This window comes from Ruegeria sp. CDSC079 (assembly GCF_059610505.1).
This window is the reverse complement of the sequence record NZ_JBXWNT010000007.1, coordinates 1-21,080: the sequence shown is the minus strand read 5'-3', so window position 1 is coordinate 21,080 and position 21,080 is coordinate 1. Positions and strand designations below refer to the sequence as shown.

The 21,080-nt window shown below is 56.7% G+C and carries 22 protein-coding genes; 11 read left to right on the top strand and 11 right to left on the bottom strand.

Annotation, left to right across the window (positions count from 1 at the left end; translation table 11 throughout):
• Positions 1-158: 158 nt before the first annotated feature.
• Positions 159-1,850 (bottom strand): acyl-CoA dehydrogenase family protein, encoded by a 1,692-nt coding sequence (locus AC2FIC_RS14265; RefSeq protein WP_496692202.1) that lies wholly within the window; start codon positions 1,848-1,850, stop codon positions 159-161.
• Positions 1,851-1,994: 144 nt separating this feature from the next.
• Between AC2FIC_RS14265 and AC2FIC_RS14260 the strand changes: the two genes are divergently transcribed.
• Entirely contained in the window at positions 1,995-2,759 is a 765-nt protein-coding gene (locus AC2FIC_RS14260) for a sulfite exporter TauE/SafE family protein (protein WP_496692203.1), read from the top strand.
• On the opposite strand, the gene AC2FIC_RS14255 is transcribed toward AC2FIC_RS14260, so the two are convergent.
• From AC2FIC_RS14255 to AC2FIC_RS14245, 3 genes are all read right to left on the bottom strand, one after another.
• On the bottom strand, positions 2,756-3,298 hold the full coding sequence (locus AC2FIC_RS14255) for a hypothetical protein (RefSeq protein ID WP_496692204.1): 543 nt from the start codon (positions 3,296-3,298) through the stop codon (positions 2,756-2,758). The genes AC2FIC_RS14260 and AC2FIC_RS14255 overlap by 4 nt on opposite strands.
• A gap of 36 nt (positions 3,299-3,334) precedes the next feature.
• The gene (locus AC2FIC_RS14250) at positions 3,335-3,712 is read right to left on the bottom strand and encodes a hypothetical protein (RefSeq protein ID WP_246097302.1); all 378 of its coding nucleotides are present in this window, start codon (positions 3,710-3,712) and stop codon (positions 3,335-3,337) included.
• 273 nt (positions 3,713-3,985) lie between these two features.
• Positions 3,986-5,584 (bottom strand): phosphoenolpyruvate carboxykinase, encoded by a 1,599-nt coding sequence (locus AC2FIC_RS14245; protein ID WP_496692205.1) that lies wholly within the window; start codon positions 5,582-5,584, stop codon positions 3,986-3,988.
• Positions 5,585-5,931: 347 nt separating this feature from the next.
• Between AC2FIC_RS14245 and AC2FIC_RS14240 the strand changes: the two genes are divergently transcribed.
• Genes AC2FIC_RS14240 through AC2FIC_RS14210 form a run of 7 tightly spaced genes read left to right on the top strand, consistent with a single transcriptional unit; the run spans position 5,932 to position 11,355 of the window.
• The gene (locus tag AC2FIC_RS14240) at positions 5,932-6,636 is read left to right on the top strand and encodes a response regulator transcription factor (protein ID WP_142639269.1); all 705 of its coding nucleotides are present in this window, start codon (positions 5,932-5,934) and stop codon (positions 6,634-6,636) included.
• A 32-nt stretch (positions 6,637-6,668) separates the two neighbouring features.
• The gene (locus tag AC2FIC_RS14235) at positions 6,669-8,387 is read left to right on the top strand and encodes a sensor histidine kinase (protein WP_496692206.1); all 1,719 of its coding nucleotides are present in this window, start codon (positions 6,669-6,671) and stop codon (positions 8,385-8,387) included.
• Between the two features lie 4 nt (positions 8,388-8,391).
• Entirely contained in the window at positions 8,392-8,862 is a 471-nt protein-coding gene (locus tag AC2FIC_RS14230; RefSeq protein ID WP_496690309.1) for an HPr kinase/phosphorylase, read from the top strand.
• Positions 8,847-9,740 carry an RNase adapter RapZ gene (gene rapZ, locus AC2FIC_RS14225; protein ID WP_496692207.1) on the top strand — a complete coding sequence of 298 codons (894 nt, stop codon included), beginning with the start codon at positions 8,847-8,849 and terminating at the stop codon, positions 9,738-9,740. The genes AC2FIC_RS14230 and rapZ overlap by 16 nt, the downstream gene beginning before the upstream one ends.
• Positions 9,737-10,150: a PTS sugar transporter subunit IIA gene (locus AC2FIC_RS14220; protein WP_142639275.1), complete on the top strand. Its 414-nt coding sequence runs from the start codon at positions 9,737-9,739 to the stop codon at positions 10,148-10,150. The genes rapZ and AC2FIC_RS14220 overlap by 4 nt, the downstream gene beginning before the upstream one ends.
• A complete protein-coding gene (locus AC2FIC_RS14215; protein ID WP_142639277.1) occupies positions 10,147-10,416 on the top strand; it encodes an HPr family phosphocarrier protein in 270 nt (89 codons plus the stop codon). The genes AC2FIC_RS14220 and AC2FIC_RS14215 overlap by 4 nt, the downstream gene beginning before the upstream one ends.
• 39 nt (positions 10,417-10,455) lie before the next feature.
• On the top strand, positions 10,456-11,355 hold the full coding sequence (locus AC2FIC_RS14210; protein WP_271951305.1) for a lysophospholipid acyltransferase family protein: 900 nt from the start codon (positions 10,456-10,458) through the stop codon (positions 11,353-11,355).
• A gap of 66 nt (positions 11,356-11,421) precedes the next feature.
• Here AC2FIC_RS14210 and AC2FIC_RS14205 read toward each other — a convergent pair whose 3' ends face one another.
• Positions 11,422-12,297, bottom strand: coding sequence for a 3-hydroxybutyryl-CoA dehydrogenase (locus AC2FIC_RS14205; RefSeq protein WP_496692208.1), 876 nt, complete (start codon positions 12,295-12,297; stop codon positions 11,422-11,424).
• Positions 12,298-12,459: 162 nt separating this feature from the next.
• Here AC2FIC_RS14205 and AC2FIC_RS14200 point away from each other — a divergent pair, with 162 nt between their 5' ends.
• Positions 12,460-13,281, top strand: coding sequence for a DUF6473 family protein (locus AC2FIC_RS14200; RefSeq protein WP_496692209.1), 822 nt, complete (start codon positions 12,460-12,462; stop codon positions 13,279-13,281).
• Positions 13,282-13,342: 61 nt separating this feature from the next.
• On the opposite strand, the gene AC2FIC_RS14195 is transcribed toward AC2FIC_RS14200, so the two are convergent.
• The 6 genes from AC2FIC_RS14195 to AC2FIC_RS14170 all read right to left on the bottom strand — a co-directional run bounded on the left by AC2FIC_RS14195 (position 13,343) and on the right by AC2FIC_RS14170 (position 17,651).
• Positions 13,343-14,272, bottom strand: coding sequence for an electron transfer flavoprotein subunit alpha/FixB family protein (locus AC2FIC_RS14195; protein WP_142639283.1), 930 nt, complete (start codon positions 14,270-14,272; stop codon positions 13,343-13,345).
• Positions 14,272-15,030: an electron transfer flavoprotein subunit beta/FixA family protein gene (locus AC2FIC_RS14190; RefSeq protein ID WP_271951297.1), complete on the bottom strand. Its 759-nt coding sequence runs from the start codon at positions 15,028-15,030 to the stop codon at positions 14,272-14,274. The genes AC2FIC_RS14195 and AC2FIC_RS14190 overlap by 1 nt, the downstream gene beginning before the upstream one ends.
• Before the next feature lie 265 nt (positions 15,031-15,295).
• Entirely contained in the window at positions 15,296-15,868 is a 573-nt protein-coding gene (locus AC2FIC_RS14185) for a cob(I)yrinic acid a,c-diamide adenosyltransferase (protein ID WP_281973486.1), read from the bottom strand.
• Positions 15,869-16,072 carry a twin transmembrane helix small protein gene (locus AC2FIC_RS14180; RefSeq protein WP_142639289.1) on the bottom strand — a complete coding sequence of 68 codons (204 nt, stop codon included), beginning with the start codon at positions 16,070-16,072 and terminating at the stop codon, positions 15,869-15,871. It abuts the gene before it with no gap.
• An 80-nt stretch (positions 16,073-16,152) separates the two neighbouring features.
• The gene (locus tag AC2FIC_RS14175; RefSeq protein WP_496692210.1) at positions 16,153-16,980 is read right to left on the bottom strand and encodes an SDR family NAD(P)-dependent oxidoreductase; all 828 of its coding nucleotides are present in this window, start codon (positions 16,978-16,980) and stop codon (positions 16,153-16,155) included.
• A 68-nt stretch (positions 16,981-17,048) separates the two neighbouring features.
• A complete protein-coding gene (locus AC2FIC_RS14170; RefSeq protein ID WP_496692211.1) occupies positions 17,049-17,651 on the bottom strand; it encodes an SH3 domain-containing protein in 603 nt (200 codons plus the stop codon).
• Between the two features lie 201 nt (positions 17,652-17,852).
• Here AC2FIC_RS14170 and AC2FIC_RS14165 point away from each other — a divergent pair, with 201 nt between their 5' ends.
• Both AC2FIC_RS14165 and AC2FIC_RS14160 read left to right on the top strand, forming a co-directional pair.
• A complete protein-coding gene (locus AC2FIC_RS14165) occupies positions 17,853-20,201 on the top strand; it encodes a DNA topoisomerase IV subunit A (RefSeq protein WP_281995885.1) in 2,349 nt (782 codons plus the stop codon).
• A gap of 95 nt (positions 20,202-20,296) precedes the next feature.
• Positions 20,297-20,887: a hypothetical protein gene (locus AC2FIC_RS14160; RefSeq protein WP_281973483.1), complete on the top strand. Its 591-nt coding sequence runs from the start codon at positions 20,297-20,299 to the stop codon at positions 20,885-20,887.
• Positions 20,888-21,080: the final 193 nt, after the last annotated feature.

The following is a 21,080-nucleotide window of genomic DNA, read 5'->3' as shown; positions in this document are numbered from 1 at the left end:
ATAGGGGGAAGTTTGTGCTGCGGCTGGTCATGGTCGAGCGTGGACATGAGGGCAGGTATCAATAATAATACTGGGAACAGAAGATTGTAGTATTGCGGGCAAAAAAAACCCGGCGCGTGCGCCGGGTCGAGTTGGGGAAACAGGATTGCCGTAACAGGTCAGCCCAGCAGACGCCGCGCGATCACCTGTGCCTGAATTTCGGCAGCCCCTTCAAAAATATTGAGAATACGTGCGTCACACAGCACGCGACTGATCTTGTATTCCAGTGCAAAGCCGTTGCCGCCGTGGATCTGCAGGCCGTTATCGGCAGCAGCCCAGGCCACGCGGGCGCCCAGCAGCTTGGCCATCCCGGCCTCAAGATCGCAGCGATGACCGTTGTCTTTTTCCCAAGCCGAGAAATAGGTCAGCTGTCGTGCGATCATGATCTCGACGGCCATCATCGCCAGCTTGCCGGACACGCGGGGGAAGTTGATCAGCGACTTGCCGAACTGTTTGCGGTCCTGCGCATATTGCATGGCGATGTCCAGCGCGCTTTGGGCCACACCGATGGCGCGGGCTGCGGTCTGGATGCGGGCGGATTCGAAGGTTTCCATGAGCTGTTTAAATCCCTTGCCTTCTTCGCCACCCAAAAGGTTCTCACCCTTGACCTTGAAGCCATCAAAGCCCAGCTCGTATTCCTTCATGCCGCGGTAACCCAGCACTTCAATCTCACCGCCAGTCATGCCGGGGGTGGGGAAGGGGTTGTCGTCCGTGCCGGGCGTCTTTTCCGCCAGGAACATCGACAGGCCGCGATGATCGGAGGTGTCAGAGTTGGTGCGTGCCAGCAAAGTCATCACATGGGTTCGCGCCGCATGGGTGATCCAGGTCTTGTTGCCGGTGATCTCGTAATCACCATCCGCATTCTTGACCGCACGGGTGCGCAGGCTGCCCAGGTCCGAGCCCGTGTTGGGTTCGGTGAAAACAGCCGTCGGCAGAATCTCGGCGCTGGCGATCTTGGGCAACCACTGGGCTTTCTGCTCATCCGTTCCGCCGGCAATGATCAACTCGGCCGCAATCTCGGACCGGGTGCCCAGCGAACCGACGCCGATATAGCCGCGCGACAATTCTTCGGACACCACGCACATCGAGGCTTTGGACAGGCCAAACCCGCCGAATTCCTCGGGGATGGTCAGGCCAAAGACACCCATCTCGGCAAGTTCCTCGATGATCTCCATCGGGATCAGCTCATCCTTGAGGTGCCAATCATGGGCGTTTGGTTCGACTTTTTCCTGGGCATAGCGGCGGAACTGGTCGCGGATCATTTCCAGTTCTTCGTCCAAGCCCGACGTTCCGAACATCGTGGCACCGGCCTGTTCTTCCATCAGTTCAACCAAGCGACCGCGTGCGGCCTGTGAATTGGCCTGTGCCATCAGTGTCTGAACTTCGGCGCATTGGAAACCGGACAGCGCGTCCCAGCCCAGACCCATGTCCTGAAGACGCAAAATCTCACCCTGGTTCATTGGGATGCCGCCCGCGACCTGATGCAAGTATTCACCAAAGGCGATTTGGTGCAGCAGCTGTTCGATCTCGCCGAATTTGCCTTCTGCCTCCAAAGCATCGGCCCAGCGTTGCATTTGCTGCAGCGACTGGTTGTATGTCGCCAGCCATGCCAACCCATGAGCGGCGGTCTGATTGGCCTCGATCAGAGCGCCGGACACGCGACCATCTTCTGTCACCATCGCGCGAACCGACTCGCGGGCGCGTTCGAATACGGTCTCCACGGCGGGCAGAGCCGCACGTGTCAGCGTTAGAAGCTCGGGCAAAATCGCGGATGTAATCATCTGGGTCATATCCTGTCCGTCATGGGCCATGAATCAGCTTTCTCCTAAAGTCGTCTGGTCATATCATGCTGCACATGCAGCGCAACAAAAATACGAATTATGCGACTAAAAAGTTCTAAAGTTGCTTGATCATTTTTGCAGTGCAGCACCCGTCAGGAGTGATATCAGGGGGACATGACGTTGTTTTCTATGCTCTCTGCCCAAGAACTGCTGCTGGCCTGTGGGGTTGCCTTCATTGCCGGTTGGGTCAAAGGCATGGTCGGGTTTGCCATGCCAATGGTTCTGATCTCGGGGCTGAGCATGTTCCTTTCGCCGGATATGGCGATCGCGGGGCTTATTCTGCCAACCCTGGTGACAAATGGGGTGCAGGCATTGCGCGGGGGTGTTCCGGCCGCCGTGTCCTCGATCCGTCAGTTCCGTGTATTTCTGGTTGTCGGGTTGGTGTTTCTGCTGATTGGTGCTCAGTTGGTCAGCGCAGTGCCAGCATCAACTTTTTTGTTGATGATTGGCATCCCGGTTACAGTCTTTGCATTGATCCAAGTATTGGGGCTGCGTCTGAAATTGGCCAGCCCATCTGCCCGAATAGAGGCCATGATCGCCGCGGTTGCAGGCTTTGTCGGGGGGATGTCTGGAATTTGGGGACCACCAACCGTTGCCTATCTGACCGCCTTAAACACCCCGAAAGCGGTGCAGATGCGTGTGCAGGGGGTCATCTATGGTTTGGGGGCGTTGGCGTTGCTGTTCGCGCATATGGGCTCCGGGATTTTCCGCGCCGAAACCGCTCCGTTCTCGGCTGCTCTGGTGCTGCCGGGGCTGGCGGGCATGTGGGTGGGGTTGCAACTGCAGTCGCGCATAGATCAGGCGCTGTTTCGCAAGATCACCCTGTTCGTGCTGCTTATCGCAGGGCTGAACCTGTTGCGACGCGGGCTGATGGGCTAGGCACGCCGATCTATCGTGCGCAGCGTGAAATAAAGCCCCAGCATCAGAAAGAACAGGCCCGAGATATCGCCGATCAGGAAGGCGATATATTCCAGCCCACCGCTGCCAAAAGCCAGATTGGTCAGTACGGACACCAATATTGACGTGACGATCCCGACCCCCATGACGCAGGACCAGCATGGTTTGCGGTCCGGGTGGGGAAACAGATCGAAGCCGACCCATTTGCATAGGTAAAATACAGCAGGAACGGTTGTGACGGCGATTGCTATGGCGGCCAGACGGTTGGGCAGGAAGACGTCGCTTCCGCCGAGAAAGGCAAAGACAAGAAAGACACCGGGCAAGAGCGCAAAAATCGCCCGCCACCCCAACAACCAAGCAGAGAGCACACGCACACCATGCGGGAGAAACAGCAAGCTGGCCTTGCTGGGATATTCGGGGAAGAATACGTTCTGCAGTGGCATCAGAACCTCGAACGTAAGGAACGAGGCAATCACGTAGGCCAGTGAGGCAAAGAACGTTTCAGAGGCCCATCTGCGCACGGCGGTCAGCCAGCAATGCGCAGATCAAACGCTTTATTACTTAGGCGCATGCACAACATACCGTCCACGGTTCGCGCTACCGCTTTGTGACAAATACCCCTTCTGCACCAGCGACTTCAGCGCACGAAAAAAGGTCGGGCGCGAGACGCTTTGCACAAGCGTGTGTTCAATCAACCCAAATGTCCGAACTTCCTGGTCAGCTTTGGACAGTTCTTCGGCGGCGTAATAGATATCGCGCTCTACCGGTGAGAGTTGTTCCAGCCCCAGCGTGCGCTCCATGCTTTGCATCAGTTTGCGCAGTTCGGTCAGTTTCAAGATTTCAGTCATTTCGTTACCTGTCGTTTCCCATGTCACGCGCTGCGACAAAGCAGCGGTATGAGACGAACTGAAATCTGAATGTTCAGAAAGTCTCATATTGACACTCATCCCCATTGGCATACACTTGCTATCTGATTAGGTTTCTCAATTCGCGAATGTGAGTGCGCGGCTGAGTTACCCAAGGTATTTTTAAACAACGCCCGGCGCGATTGCGTCGGGCGAATTTATCTTAATGACATCATTGGATAGCTTAAACCGGCAAATCGGGCAACGAATTTGTAAGGACACCTTACGTTAGACGTATAAGGACGATTGCCAACAGATGTGCTGTCCGAAAAAAGGGGAAAGGTTTGCCCCCCTTTTGCAACATTAACCGATTGCTACGGCTTTGATGTCTTCGTCGATGAAAGGCAGATACTGCTCAAAGTTTTCAGCAAACATCTGAACCAGCTTTTCAGCCTGTTTATCGAAGGCGGCTTGGTCGTCCCAGGTGCGACGCGGATCCAGCAGAACTTCGGCGACACCGGGGACGGAAACCGGCACATCAAAGCCAAAATTCGCATCCTTGCGGAATTCCGCATCCCGAAGCGATCCATCCAGAGCGGCAGTCAGCAAACCGCGGGTCGCACGGATCGGCATCCGGCTGCCAACGCCATAGGCCCCGCCAGTCCAGCCAGTATTCACCAGCCAGCAGGTTGCGCCGTGCTGGGCGATCTTGTCGCGCAGCAGGTTGCCATAGACTTCTGGGCGACGCGGCATGAACGGCGCGCCAAAGCATGTCGAGAATGTGGGTTGGGGCTCGGTCACGCCGCGCTCTGTGCCAGCAACCTTCGAGGTGAAGCCCGACAGGAAGTGGTACATCGCCTGAGCCGGGGTCAGCCGCGCAATCGGGGGCAGAACACCAAACGCGTCACAAGTCAGCATGATGATGTTCTTCGGATGCCCGCCCAACGCGCTTTTCGAGGCATTGGAGATATACTCGAGCGGATAGGCGCAACGCATGTTTGCGGTCAGCGAGTCATCTTCGAAATCCAGCTCCTTGGTCTCGGGATCGAAAACCATATTCTCGATCACGGTGCCGAATTTGCTAGTGGTTGCATAGATCTCGGGTTCGGCCTCGGCGTTCAGGTTGATCGTCTTGGCATAGCATCCGCCTTCGAAGTTGAAAGTGCCACGATCTGACCATCCATGTTCGTCATCGCCAATCAAGGTGCGGGCCGGATCAGCGGACAGGGTGGTCTTGCCAGTTCCCGAGAGGCCAAAGAAGACTGCGGTATCAACGGGATTGCCGACCGCGTGGTTCGCCGAGCAATGCATCGGCATCACGCCTTTTTCAGGCAGCATGTAATTCAGCAGGGTGAAGACGGATTTCTTGTTTTCACCGGCATATTCTGTGCCGCCGATCAGAATCAATTTGCGGTCGAAGTTCAGTGCGATCACTGTCTCGCTACGGCAGTTGTGCTTGGCCGGATCAGCCTGGAAGCTGGGGCAGTTGATGATTGTGAAATCCGCGATGAACTCATCCAGGTCTTCACGATCCGGGCGGCGCAGCAAGTGACGGATGAACAGATTATGCCATGCCAGTTCGGTGACCATGCGCACGTTGATCGAAAAAGCGGGGTCGGCGCCACCGACCAGATCCTGCACAAAATAGTCACGACCCTTCATGTGCTCGATCATATCGGCATAAAGCGTTTCGAAACCCTCGGGACTCATCTCGGCGTTGTTTTCCCACCAGATCGAATCGGCGACACTGTCGGTGCGGACAACATGTTTGTCCTTGGGAGAACGGCCAGTGAACTTGCCGGTACTGACAAGAAAAGCTCCGCCATTGCCAAGTGTACCTTCACCCCGCTTGAGGGCTTCTTCAATCAGTGCCGGTTCCATGAAGTTGTAATAGACATTGCCCAGACCCTCGATGCCCTGATCTTCGAGGCGGAATTGCGGGTTCACCCGTCCAGATGTCATGTGTGTCTTCTCCTGTGGCGGCGCGGCGGCAGATTGGCCAAGGTGCGCTCTTGGGGCAGTGTACCGGGAAAACCGGCGATTGGGCGGGTCTTATCATGGTCGTTTAGGGCGTGAACAGGACGGTTTGGCGCAGTTAGCGCAACCAAGTTCAGGTTTAGCGCCACCATGTTTTTTCTGCCGGAAATACAGACACTTTTCGAAGACCATTAACGGCTTTTTTGCCGCATGTGTGTGACAACAATCGCACGATTCGTAGATGGCGATTGATTCGCGGCCATAAAAACGACAAAAATGCCCTACAAATAAGCGAATTGTTTCGTATGAGAGCAGGAATAGGGGTTAACCCGATGTCAAAGATTGCACTGGTGGATGACGACAGGAACATTCTGACGTCCGTATCCATGACGCTCGAAGCCGAGGGTTTCGAGGTAGAAACGTATAACGACGGGCAGGCTGCTCTGGATGCGTTTAACAAGAAGCTGCCCGATATGGCAGTGCTGGATATCAAGATGCCGCGTATGGATGGCATGGATTTGTTGCAGCGACTGCGGCAGAAGACTCAGATGCCGGTGATCTTTCTTACTTCGAAAGATGACGAGATCGACGAAGTTCTGGGTTTGCGCATGGGTGCTGATGATTATGTCAAAAAGCCCTTTTCGCAACGGTTGCTGGTAGAACGGATACGGGCCTTGCTGCGCCGTCAGGAAGCGACCTCGGGTGATCCCGTGGCTGCCAACACAGGCGACGCCAAGGTGATGGAACGGGGCGAATTGCGGATGGACCCCTTGCGCCACGCGGTGAGCTGGAAGGGATCGGATGTCTCTTTGACAGTGACCGAGTTCCTGCTGCTGCAGGCCTTGGCGCAGCGTCCGGGATTTGTCAAAAGCCGCGATCAGCTGATGGATGTTGCCTATGACGATCAGGTCTATGTAGATGACCGCACGATCGACAGCCACATCAAGCGTCTGCGCAAAAAGATGCGCGCTGCTGATCCGGAGTTTTCGGCCATCGAAACGTTGTATGGTATTGGGTATCGGTACAACGAAGAATAAGCGTGGCCTAAGTTAAGGGGTTACTGGGTCTCGTGCGCGATACTGAGCAAGAAAACGAGTTACGCGACGGTGACGTCGTTCTTGGGGATGACTGGGTCATCCCCCAGAGCGACGATTCCGCCGAACTCAGGGCCACACGCGGCCGCCGCAATCTGTTTTCCCTGCGGGGCTCGCCTCTGGCGCGCAAGATCATCACATTCAACATGATTGCATTGGTGATTCTGGTCACCGGATTGCTATATCTGGATAATTCGCGAGAAGAACAGGTGCAGCAGACCGCCCGGAACTTGGTTGGTGATGCGCAGTTGGTCAGCAACGTATTTGAAACCCAGCTGCGACAGAATGTGACTGGCATTACCCGCGACGCGGCCATCCTGGATGTCAAAGATACGTTGGCTGGTCTCAGCCTGCCGGTCGGCGGTGAAGTCTTTGTTTACGATGCCCGAGGGACGCTGATTGGTTGGACGCGCGGCGCGCCTGCGGTCTCAGAGATGCCGGTCATGCTGCGCTCAGAAGCTGATGCGCAGACTGGAAGCACACTGATCAGTGACGCCTTGAACGCGGTCTGGACCGGGCTGTCCAAAGTGTTCAAGCAAGATGAAACCAGCGAAGCGCCAACCTTGGCCCAACGCGTTCAGGCCAACATTCCACAGGCGCTGACCGGGCATATTCAGGTTCAGGCGGTTCAGGATGACGCAGGCGAAACGGTTATCGTTGCTGCGGCCCCGATCCAACTGGATGGAAAGCCCGTTGGCGCGGTTGCCATGGCCGGTCCCGCCGGAGAAATCGACGCATTGGCCCGCCGTGATCAAGAGCGGATCCTGCGCATGTTCGTCGTGGCGCTTTTGGTTTCCGTTGGCTTGAGCCTTGTCCTTGCATCGACCATCGCCAACCCGTTGGCCGACCTGGCATCCGCCGCCGAGATGGGTAAAGACCGCGGTGCGGGGGTCAACCCGGGCCGCATCCGCATCCCCGATCTGAGCGCGCGACCGGACGAAATCGGACGACTCAGCCGAGCTTTGCGCGGCATGGTTACAGCGCTGTACAACCGGATTGATGCAAACGAACAATTCGCGGCAGATGTGGCGCATGAGATCAAAAACCCCCTAGCCAGCCTTCAATCCGCTGTGGGCACGTTGCGCATGGTTAAAAGAGACGACCAGCGCGACAAGCTGATGGGGGTGATCGAACATGATGTCCGTCGGCTGGATCGTCTGGTCAGCGACATTTCGAACGCCTCGCGCCTGGATGCCGAACTGGTCAAGGAGGAAGAGCAGCCATTTGATTTGTTGAACCTGATCGGAAACCTCGGTCAGTATCTGGGCGAGGATGCGCGCGCCAAGGGAATCGATTACATCACTGATCTGCCGCCCGAACCAATCACCGTGACCGGGCTTGAGGCGCGATTGGCGCAGGTGTTCGTAAACCTGATCACCAATGCGATTTCCTTCTGCGAAGAAAGCGATGCCATACGTGTGTGGGTACGCCGGCGCGAGGATCGGGTTCTGGTTGTTGTTGAAGACACCGGCCCAGGCATCCCCGAGCAAGCCCTGACCAAAGTGTTCAAAAGGTTCTATTCCCAGCGACCAGCCGAGCATTTCGGCAATAATTCGGGGTTGGGTCTGGCAATTTCCAAGCAGATCGTCGAGGCGCATGGCGGGGTGATTTGGGCCGAAAATATCCGCCCGACCGAAGCGGACATAACATCAGACCCTCAAGGCGCGCGATTTGTCGTGGGCCTGCCGGTTTGACGCGGTGAGCACGTCCGCACTCTCCTCTGTTGAACACAAAGATACTGCCATCGTTCACGCCTCTTGCGTCGCGGTAGCAGACCGTGCTGTTTTGATCGTGGGACCTTCGGGCACCGGGAAGTCAGCGCTGTCTTTGCAGATGATGGCGTTGGGGGCCGATCTGGTCGCGGACGATCGGGTTCGGTTGTATATGGATGGTAATCTCGCCCTGGCAGAGGCGGCTCCAAATATCGGTGGACTGATCGAGGCAAGAGGTCTTGGCCTGTTACGGGCAGTCTCGGTTGGGCCGGTGCCGGTTGGCTTTGTGGTGGACATGGCGCAAGAAGAACCCGAGCGCCTGCCAGAACCCCGTTCAATTCTTATCTTGAGGCAAACTGTTCCCTTGCTTCGGGGCGCTGGCGTCTCCAATTTACCAGCAGCGCTCTTGCTACTGATGAAAAACGGGTGCGCAGACCCGGAATGGCCCAATCAATGACGACCCAAAGACGCATCGTACTTGTCACCGGCCCATCCGGCGCAGGCCGGTCCACCGCAATCCGTGTGTTAGAGGATCTGGGGTTCGAGGCCATCGACAACCTTCCCATGGGTCTTTTGCTGCGTCTATTAGACGGGCCAAGAACCGACCGTCCCATGGCGCTGGGTATTGATGCACGCAACCGCGATTTTTCCACGATTGGCGTCATCGAATTGCTGGCCAAGCTTCGGTGGATGGAGCAGGTTGACCTGACCACGCTTTATCTCGATTGCAGCGATGAAATCCTGCTGCGCCGGTATTCGGAAACCCGCAGACGTCACCCGGTGTCTGCGGATGCCAGCCCTGAAACCGGAGTGCGCCAGGAAAAAGAGTCGCTGGCCCCAATTCGTGAACTCGCAGATACGTTGATCGACACCACGCCACTGAATGTTCACCAACTGCGCGAAGAGGTAGAGCGTTGGTTTGCACCTCAGGGTGGGCGGCATCTGGCGGTAACCATCGAATCATTTTCCTATAAGCGTGGTTTGCCTCGCGGATTGGATATGGTCTTTGACTGCCGTTTTCTCACCAACCCGTACTGGCGTCCCGAGCTTCGGGCCGATGATGGTCGCAATTCGGATGTGGCGAGCTATATTCAAACCGACGCGAACTATGCGCCTTTCTTCGAAAGGGTGGTTGACCTGCTGACTTTGTTGTTGCCCGCCTACCGGGCCGAGGGCAAAGCCTACCTGTCCGTGGCCTTTGGCTGTACCGGAGGGCAACACAGATCGGTTGCAATGGCCGAAGCGGTTGCAAAGGCCCTTGCAGAGGGGGGGCAGCAAGTGGCAATTAGGCATCGCGAAATGGAAAGACGATCGTTGAATGTGAGGCCGGATTGATCGGGATCGTACTCGTAGCACATGGTGGGCTGGCCAAAGAATATTTGGCCGCGATGCAGCATGTGGTCGGCAATCAGCCCGGCCTGGCCGCGATCTCGATCGAGGCCGATCATGATCGCGAAGCGAAGCAATCGGAAATCTGTGCGGCCGCCGACAGTGTTGATGTTGGTGACGGTGTTGTCGTCGTGACCGATCTGTTTGGCGGAAGCCCGTCGAATCTCAGCCTGCGTGCCTGCGCGCCGCAGGATCGCCGTATCCTTTACGGCGCAAATCTTCCCATGTTGATAAAACTGGCCAAATCCCGCCACCTGCCGATTGGCGAAGCCGTGCGACAGGCAATGGAAGCTGGACGTAAGTATATCAATGCGCAAAATGTGACGTTTGACGAGAACCGGACAGATAAAGAATGACCACCCGAAGCTTGAAAATTATCAATGAAAAGGGCCTGCATGCCCGCGCCTCGGCCAAGCTGGTTGAGTTGGTAGAAGGGTTCGACGCTCAGGCCGAGGTGTCGAAAGACGGGCTTTCCGCATCCGGCGACAGCATTATGGGTCTTTTGATGTTGGCAGCGTCTCGCGGAACGACTATTGACGTCGAGACGTCCGGACCGGATGCTGAGGCGTTGGCTGATGCGTTGGAGACTCTGGTGAACGACAAGTTCGGAGAAGGTTTCTGACCGCACCCGCCGTGATACGAAGAACGGGATAACCAGGAATTGGCGGAAACAACGCACGAGACCAAGACAGGCCCGGTGGTGGATGGGACCAAGGACCAGGGCGAGATCTATGATCGTAAGACCCTGACCTACGCAAACTCGTTCGACGACCCTTGGACTGCAACAGCGATCCGCACCATTGAATGGTGTACGGGTAAATTGACCATTTTGGGTATGGTTAACAAGTTCGAGAAGCAGAATGAACAATTCCGCGGCCAACGGTTCTGGGCAGGTGCGCTTAATATAATGGGCATCGACCTGACCACGCCAGAGGAACAGATCGCGCGTATTCCGAAAACGGGGCCCGTGGTCGTCGTAGCCAACCATCCCCATGGCATGGTCGACGGCATGATTTTGGCAGAGCTGATCGGCAGGGTCCGCAGCGACTATCGGATCTTGACCCGTTCGGTTCTGACAGGTTTGGACGAGGCGGCGACGTCGTTCATGATTCCGGTGCCCTTCCCGCACGATCCCGAGGCACAGGCCAAGATGCTTGAGATGCGCGGCAATGCGATGGAGCATCTGAAAAACGGGGGCGTTGTGGCCTTGTTCCCTTCGGGCGTCGTGATGTCTTCGGATGACTGGTTCGGGCCGGTGATCGAGCGTGAGTGGAACGTGTTCACTGCCAAAATGATCCGTCGATCCGGCGCGCAGGTCCTGCCGATCTTTTTCCCTGGCAGGAATTCGCGTGCCTACCAGATCGCCAACAAGCTTTCTGCGATTCTGCGCCAGGGTTTGTTGCTGCACGAGATCGTTCGATCCTGCAACAAACCGCAATCCCCGGTGATCGGAGAACCGATCTCGGATGAGGATATGCAGCTGCTGGAACGAGATCCGCGCGGCTTTATGGCTTGGCTCAGAAAGCACACGCTGGGTCTGGGGCAGGCAACCAAGCTCTGACCTGCAATTTCATCTGATCAGGACAATCTCGGTGGCTGCGCCCGGATGAATTCCGGGCGGTGGCCTTTACCGGGTCGGCACCGGGGCCTCGCCGCGATAGTCATAAAAACCACGCTGCGTTTTACGTCCCAGCCAGCCCGCTTCGACATATTTCGTTAACAGCGGGCAAGGGCGATATTTGGTATCGGCCAATCCATCATGCAGCACGTTCATAATGGCCAAACAGGTGTCTAGGCCGATAAAGTCAGCGAGTTCTAGCGGTCCCATCGGGTGGTTTGCGCCCAATTTCATCGATTGGTCAATCGACTGAACATTCCCCACGCCTTCATACAGGGTGTATACGGCCTCGTTGATCATCGGCATCAGGATGCGGTTGACAATGAAAGCCGGGAAATCTTCGGCGCTGGCGGCGGTTTTGCCCAGGCGGTCTACAACGGCCTTACAGGCAGCAAATGTTGGTTGATCCGTAGCAATGCCCCGGATCAGTTCAACCAGTTGCATCACCGGAACTGGGTTCATGAAGTGAAAACCCATAAAGCGTTCGGGCCGGTCTGTTCGGCTCGCCAGACGTGTGATCGAAATAGATGACGTATTTGACGTCAGGATTGTATGCGGTTGCAGATGTGGCAGCAAACTTTCGAAAATGGCTTGTTTGACGGTCTCACGCTCGGTTGCGGCCTCGATCACCAGGTCAGTCTGGCCCAGCTTTGGCAGCTCCATTGTAGTCGTGATGCGTTTCAGCGCGGATTGCATCTCCTCATCCGAAATTTTTCCGCGCGATGCCTGGCGCGCCATATTTCCTTCAATCGTCGCCATGGCGCTGTTCAGCGCGTCCTGGCTAACGTCGTTCAGCAGAACGTCATATTCCGCCAAAGCCAGTACGTGGGCGATACCATTGCCCATTTGGCCTGCGCCAATCACTCCGACTGATTTTACATCCATTTTTTGATGCCTCTGTGCCACGGGGTAGGATGACACTATCGGCAGATCGGGGCGGGCGGCAAGGGGATCAGACCGTTCGACTTTGCTTCAAATGCGCACATTAGGAGATTCTCAAGACTTGCGGCTGCAAGATGGCATCCGGGTGAAAATTGGGTGAGTGATATGAGCTATCATCAAGCTGGCTCGGGGCGACTCGAGCATGACGTGTGCCAATACGGTGAGTCACGATTGTGGTTTCGTGGGCCAATGCGTTCGCTGGAGACGTCATTTGTGGCCTGCGCAGGTGGGACCGAAACATTCGGGCGATTCGTCGAGCAGCCATTCGCGGCAGTTCTCGAAGAGAGGTTGGACAGACGATGCCTGAATTTCGGAAGTCTTTTTTGCGGTGTAGATGCGCTGTGCGATGACACGGAGTTGAGGGGTTTACTGAACCAAGCAGAGCTCTGCTTGGTTCAGCTTAGCGACATATTGGGGCAGTCCAATCGATTCTACCGGGTTCATCCCCGACGCAACGACCGTTTTTTGGCTCCGACAGAGGATCTGAAATCTCTCTATCCCGAGATCGACTTTGCCGATGTCCATTTCGTACATCACCTGATGATTTTGTTGCAGGGCCGCAATGATGCGCGGTTCGAGGTAATCACAGAAGAGCTGCGACGGAATTGGATCGACCGCATTGGGGGGCTTGTTGAGGCGCTTGAAGCGCCTGTTGTCTTGTTGAATTTGCAGGTCCTGCGTGAGGCAGAAAGTGATCAGCCCAAGCACGGTGCTGATATTCGGATCACGCCACAGATGATCGAGGCCCTGCGCCCTCTCAGCGCCGAGATCGTTGAGGTGACGGTCAGCGTGTCGGGGCAGTCCGATGAGCTTGAAGATATGCTGTTTGGAACACTGCAACAGCCCATGGCGGAATATATGATAGGTCCTGCGGCACACAGGTCGATTGCTGACGCCTTGGTCGGTCCGATCAGAAACCTGCAATGAAAAGGGCCCGCCGATGGCGGGCCCAATGCAAGATTCTTCGTGGAAAAGTCTAGCCCGTTGATCAGCCGAGTTTCTCGGTCAGTTCCGGAACGGCCTGGAACAGGTCGGCGACCAGACCGTAATCGGCAACCTGGAAGATCGGCGCTTCTTCGTCTTTGTTGATTGCCACGATGATTTTCGAGTCTTTCATACCTGCCAGATGCTGAATCGCACCCGAGATGCCGACAGCGACATACAGATCCGGGGCAACAACCTTGCCGGTCTGACCCACCTGCCAATCGTTCGGAGCATAGCCCGAGTCGACTGCGGCGCGCGATGCGCCTACTGCGGCCCCCAGCTTGTCAGCGAGACCTTCGATCAGCTTGAAGTCCTCTTCAGAACCGACACCACGGCCACCCGACACAACAACGCCAGCCGAAGTCAGCTCGGGGCGGTCGCTTGTGGCTACCTTGTCTTCGACCCAGGACGATAGACCGGGGTTCTCGCCGACCGAGATGGTCTCAACGGCTGCCGAGCCATCTTCGCCCGCAGCATCAAAACTTGCGGTTCGGAAAGTGACGACTTTTTTGGCGTCCACAGATTTGACGGTCTGGATCGCGTTGCCCGCATAGATTGGGCGTTCGAAGGTCGAGCCGTCGACGACACCGGACGCGTCCGAGATGACCATGACGTCCAGCAGCGCGGCAACGCGCGGCATAACGTTCTTGGCATCGGTGGTGGCGGGGGCAACGATGTGCTCATAACCATCAGCCAGACCTACGATCAGCGCAGCAGTGGATTCCGCCAGGCGATGGCCCAGCGATTCGTCCTCGGCGACCAGAACCTTTGAGACGCCGGTGATCTTGGCGGCAGCTTCACCGGCAGCAGCAGCGGAACCGCCTGCGGCCAGAACGGTTACATCACCCAGTGCCTTTGCTGCGTTTACAGCTTTGGCGGTTGCGTCCAGCGCCAGTTCACCATTGTTGACTTCGGCGAGAAGAAGAACAGCCATTACACAGCCCCCGCTTCTTTGAGTTTCGCGACAAGCTCGTCTACCGAGCCGACGATGATGCCAGCGGCACGTGCCTGTGGTTCTTCGGTTTTGACGACTTCCAGGCGCGGCGAGACGTCGACGCCGTAATCGGCGGCGGTTTTCTCGTCCAGCGGCTTTTTCTTCGCCTTCATGATGTTGGGCAGCGACGCGTAACGGGGCTCGTTCAGGCGCAGGTCCACGGTCACGATTGTCGGCATTTTGACGCTGATGGTTTGCATGCCACCATCGACTTCGCGAGTGATCTTTGCGCTGTCGCCGTCGATGTCGATGTCGGACGCAAAGGTGCCTTGTGACCAGCCCAAAAGAGCTGACAACATCTGACCAGTTGCATTCATGTCGTTGTCGATAGACTGCTTGCCGCACAGAACGATACCGGGCTGCTCTTCCTCGACCACTTTGGCCAGGATCTTGGCAACGGCCAGGGGTTCGATGTCCTGATGGACATCATCTGCAGCAATGACCAGGATGGCACGGTCCGCGCCCATGGCCAGCGCAGTGCGCAGTGTTTCCTGGGCTTGTTTTACGCCGATAGAAACAACGACGACTTCGTCTGCCTTGCCGGCTTCTTTCAGACGGATTGCCTCTTCGACAGAAATTTCGTCGAACGGGTTCATCGACATTTTGACATTGGCGAGATCGACACCGCTGCCATCCGCTTTGACGCGAACTTTAACGTTATAGTCAATCACGCGTTTGACAGGCACGAGTACCTTCATTTTGCGCTAGCTCCTCACAAAAAACGGCAAGCCGCGTCGCGACTCCACCAATGTTCATGAGGGCTTGAATAGCGATTCAATTCAGGCGGCAACAGGGCAAAATCGTCACGTCATCTGCAACGGACGTCGCGTTTTGCTATTTTTGACGTGACCAAGCACCACACACCCACCCAAAAAGGCAGGAAGCTATCGGTTTGCGCCCGCCCGTCGGGCCGGGGCTTCGCCCTTCCGGTCGCCGCCGCGTCCACTGGACGCAACGCCGCTTTCAGCGGTTCGCGCCCGGAACCCACAGAACATCTTCGGTTCCGTTTTCATTGGCACAACGGGCTGCGACGAAGAACCAGTCGCTCAGACGGTTCAGGTACTTGACTGCGGTTTCGTTGACCGGCTCCATGTTGGTCAGCTCAACCGCAAGCCGTTCGGCTCGGCGAGATACGGTTCGACATACATGCAGATGCGCCGCAAGACGCGAGCCACCGGGCAGGATGAAACTGCGCAGCGGTTCCAAGGCTTCGTTCATCGCGTCGATTTCAACCTCGAGCCGGTCAATCTGCGAGGGCACGATGCGCAGAGGCGGATAGTCTGCTTCGGCATCCTTTTCCATATCGGGACGACAGAAATCTGCGCCCAGATCAAATAAGTCATTCTGAATGCGGGCGAGTGCAGCTTCGACATCCCCATCTGCCTCGGTCCGGGCGACGCCGACAAAGGCGTTCAACTCGTCCACGGTGCCATAAGCGGTCACGCGGCCCGAGTATTTGGCAACGCGTTCGCCATTGCCGAGAGCGGTTTTGCCATCATCACCGGTGCGGGTGTAAATCTTGTTCAATACGACCATTTACTGACCTCCCTGACCGCGCAGCCAGACGTAAAGCACGATCAGAATCACGGCGATGAACTGAAACAGGATACGCAGGCGCATATACTTGTTGCTTTTCAGTGCCGCGTCCCTGCCGCTTTTGCCAAAATTCGAGATGCCAAGCGCCAATACGACGACAACCGCCGCCATGGCCAAAAGCAAAATGACCATCATTAGGTCCATGAGTACACCGTCCGCGTTTCTGTTTGCCTAGGGCTATCATCTAGCCCCGTGCGTGCCAAAAGCGAACGGGTTATTTCGCCTCAGACCCCTGCAAGGATGCGGTCAATCGCACGTGTCGACAGGATGCGGCGCAAACAACCGGCGATAAATGTAGGTGTTGTCACATAGTATCGGGGGCGCGGGCGCTTGGATTCTACGGCGTGGGCCAGCTTGGTCGTAACTGCTGATGCGGGCAGTTCAAACCGATCCGGCCCCGACGATTCATACAGTCTTTTCAACAAAGAGGACTCATAACGCTCGCGCAGGGCCGAGTTTTGCCAGTTGATGAACCGCTCGAAGAACGGGATCGAGTTTTCGCGGATTTTAGATGTGATCGGGCCGGGTTCGATCAAAATGACCTTGATCCCCGTATCAGCCAGTTCTAGGCGCAGTGTATCCGTCAGCCCTTCGATTGCATATTTCGTGGCCACATAGGCGCCGCGCCACGGATAGGCCACCAGACCCAGCACCGAAGAGTTCTGAACGATTCGCCCGTGTCCTTGATTGCGCATTATCGGGATGACCTGTCTGGTCAGTTCGTGCCAGCCAAAGAAGTTCGCCTCGAAAATCTGACGCAGGCCTTCGGTCGGCAGGTCCTCGACCGCGCCGGGCAGGCCATGTGCGCCATTGTTGAACAGCGCGTCCAGGGTGCCTCCGGTGGCCTCCAACACTTCGTTCAAACCCGACGATATGCTGGCCGTGTCGGTATAATCAATGCGCGGGCTTTCAAACCCCTGCGCCCGCAACCGGTCGCAATCGCGCTGTTGTTTGCACGAGGCAAACACGCGCCAACCCCGCGCGCGCATCCCATGCGCCGCATCCAGTCCGATGCCCGATGAGCAGCCAGTAATTAGAATGGTTTTCTGCATGATTTTCCCGATTCTGAACCAGCCCCAAGCTAGGGTGCACAGAGTATGGGAACAATCATTGCTCCACGTCAGTCTGGTGTTTTTCTGACCAAAGAGGTCGAAATCCACCCCACCTGTTGCTGCGGCAACACGCGCAGTCGCAACCATCCGGTGCCCGAGTCACTTAGCACCTCGACCTTCTGGCCGATGCGCGCTTTGCCAACAATCGGGTAGATCGTTCCAGGGCCGTCACGCATGTTCACGCGGGTCCCGGAGATTTCCCGGATATCTTTCCTGGGTTCAGGCTGGGCGGCGGGTTCAGGCTGCACGTCCTTGGTGATTTGCTTCAGGCCAGTTACACCGTCTTCCAGAGACGCAAGCGTGATGCTGGCAGTCTGATCGTCAAACACCGAAAGCGCGTTGAAAGTGTCCAGACTGGCAGGTTCTGCGACAATCGCTGCGACTGCTGGCTGGGGATCAATCGGGCGCTCGCGCACGACCGGCGAGCGCATAGCGACATTTGTCACAAGCTCTTTTGCCGGAGACGGTGCTACGCTTTTGGGGGCCGCTTTCGAGGCGACTCGCACAGGCTGTTCCGACCGCACACCGCGCGGCTCGAAATTAGGCCCGCCACTCATGACGTAAAAGCACCAGCCAAGTGCAGCGAAACTCATTACAATCAGGCGCGTCATGGCGCATCCCCCGGTCGATCAATCAAAACAAAAAAAGGCAGCAGACTAATGTCAGACATCCTAGCATAATTCGCGACCCAAGTCGAAAAACGGGGGAAATCGGGGGGTTGCCTCCCCCTGTTGCAAAAAGCGCCACTTGTCCCCAGTAAAATACGTCTTGCTTGCTTTACCCGCGCGCCCTTGCGTCGTATCACATCATCTATGAATGATACGATCGACGACCCCAATATGGTGGCCCCCGAAAACGGGGGCGAAGTAGCCGAACCGCTGCGCCGCGCGATTGGTGAACGTTATCTGACCTATGCGCTGTCCACCATCATGCACCGGGCCTTGCCCGATGCACGGGATGGTTTGAAGCCGGTGCATCGGCGAATCCTCTATGCGATGCGCGAGTTGCGACTCAGTGCAACGGGCGGGTTCCGTAAGTCGGCGAAAATCTCGGGCGATGTGATGGGTAACTATCACCCGCACGGCGATGCCGCGATTTATGACGCGATGGCGCGTTTGGCGCAGGATTTCAACGTGCGTTATCCGCTGGTCGACGGGCAGGGGAATTTCGGCAATATCGACGGCGATAACCCGGCGGCCTCTCGTTATACCGAGGCTCGCATGACGATCGTGGCCGAGGCTCTGCTTGAGGGTCTGAACGAGGATGCTGTCGATTTCCGTGACAACTATGACGGCACGCTGACCGAACCGGTGGTTCTGCCCGCGCAATTTCCGAATCTGCTGGCCAATGGCTCCAGCGGTATTGCGGTGGGCATGGCGACGAATATCCCGCCACATAACATCTCGGAACTGTGTGACGCCTGTTTGCATCTGATCAAGACGCCGGATGCGCGCGACGATACGCTTCTGAACTACGTGCCCGGACCGGATTTCCCAACCGGCGGCGTAATCGTTGAACCGCCTGCGAATATCGCGCAGGCCTATCGCACCGGGCGCGGGTCATTCCGCCTGCGCTGTAAGTTCGAGGTCGAGGATCTGGGCCGCGGTCAGTGGCAGATCGTCGTCACCGAGATTCCCTATCAGGTTCAGAAATCGAAGCTGATCGAAAAGATCGCCGAGCTGATTCAGACCAAGAAAATCCCGATCCTTGGCGACGTTCGTGACGAATCCGCCGATGACATCCGCCTGATCCTTGAGCCGCGTTCCAAGAATGTGGACCCCGAGGTTCTGATGGGCATGCTCTATCGCAACTCGGACCTTGAGGTGCGGTTCAGCCTGAACATGAACGTGCTGATCGACGGGGTGACACCCAAAGTCTGCTCGATGAAAGAAGTGCTTCGCGCCTTCCTTGATCACCGGCAAGAGGTTCTGCTGCGCCGGTCGCGCCACCGGATGGCCAAGATCGACCATCGGCTGGAGGTGTTGGAGGGCTTTATCGTTGCCTTCCTGAATCTTGACCGCGTGATCGACATTATCCGCTATGACGATGACCCCAAGGCTGCGCTGATGCGCGAAGACTGGGGCATCGACCATGTCCGCGCCACCAATGAGGCCGACTATGTCTCGCCCAAACCGGGCGAGGGCGAGCTGTCCGAGGTCCAGGTCGACGCAATTCTTAACATGCGTCTGCGCAGCTTGCGTCGTCTGGAAGAGATGGAGCTGGTTCGCGAACGCGATGAGCTGATGTTGGAACGTGCCAATCTCGAAGATCTGCTAGCCGACGAAAGCCTGCAATGGGCCAGCATCGCCGAGCAGTTGAAAGAGACCAAGAAAACCTTCGGCAAGGACTATGAGGGCGGAGCGCGGCGCACCCAGTTTGCCGAAGCAGGTCAGGTCGAAGAGGTCCCGCTTGAGGCGATGATCGACCGCGAACCGATCACAGTTGTCTGCTCTCAGATGGGCTGGATTCGCGCCATGACCGGCCATATCGACCTGAACCGTGAGTTGAAGTTCAAGGATGGCGATGGGCCACGGTTTATCTTCCATGCGGAAACCACCGATCGGCTGCTGGTCTTTGCCTCGAACGGTCGATTCTATACGATCAGTGCCGCGAATCTGCCCGGCGGTCGGGGTATGGGCGAACCGCTGCGCCTGATGGTCGACCTGCCGAATGAGGCGCAGATAATCGACATCCTGATCCACAAGCCGGGGCGCAAGCTGCTGGTGGCTTCGGATGCGGGTAATGGCTTCACCGTGCCCGAGGATGACGTGCTGGCACAGACCCGAAACGGCAAACAGGTGCTGAACGTCAAAGGCGACGAAACAGCGATTATCTGTAAGCCGATCGAAGGTGACCACGTTGCAGTGGTTTCTCAGAACGGCAAGTTTCTGGTCTTCCCGACCGAGGAACTGCCTGAAATGACCCGCGGCAAGGGCGTTCGCCTGCAAAAATACAATATGGCGCGCGGGCGGCAGGGGACGCTGGAATTGGACGGCGGGCTGTCAGATATCACCACCTTCAACTGGGAAGAGGGCCTGAAATGGTCCATGGGTGGCGACAAGACCCGGCACGAGGCAGATCTTTCGCAATGGCTGGCCAAGCGTGCCAGCGTCGGGAAAAAGCCGCCATACGGCTTCCCGCGTGATTTTAAATTCTCCTGATCAGGCCCGGTCACAGAGGATTTATGCCGATACGGCTTGGCACAAGCCGTATCGGTGCGTTAGATCAAAGAAAAACAGGCCTATCGAGACGAGATATGTTGCGCATTTTGACACTGATCACCGGATTGGCCCTGATGGGCGCCTGCACCCAAACGCAGGTTTACGAAGAGCCTGAGTCGCTGGGCGAATTCAAGTTGCGGGTAAACTATGCCTTTGCCGATAAGGCGGTGCAGGGGCCGGTAAGCCGGGATGCGACGCCCGACGAATGGACTGCTGCCATTCAAAACGCGTTGGACATCCGCCTTGGGCGCTATACGGGCGCTCAGGAATACGACATCGGCATCAGCCTCGAGGGCTACATGCTGGCCCCTCCCGGAATTCCGGTGATCTACAACCCCAAGAGCACTGCGATTGTTCTGGTCAACGTTTATGACGTGAACAAGAAAGAGTTTCTTGCCAAAGGTAAGCAATTCCAGGTGCTGGAAGACACAACCGGCGGTAGTGCCCTGAAAGGGTCGGGTCATGAACGGACGAAACAAGAGCAAATGAGCGGGCTGGCACTGAAAGTTGCGGACCGAGTCGAAGAATGGTTGGCCGAGGAACATTTGGAAAACGGTTGGTTCGACCGGCGTCCCGAACTGATCCAGCCACTCGATTCAGGTGAAGCAACGCAAAATCCGGCTTAAAGAACGGCATTTCCCGCAGGATGTGCTTGATTTTCTCCTTTGAACCCAATATCTCGCGCGCGCAGATGTAACCACGGGACCAAGGGTCCCCCAAAGCACAAAAGGGCGCCTGAGGAATGGCAAAGGAAAAGTTTGAGCGTAATAAGCCGCACGTCAACATTGGCACGATTGGGCACGTTGACCACGGCAAGAC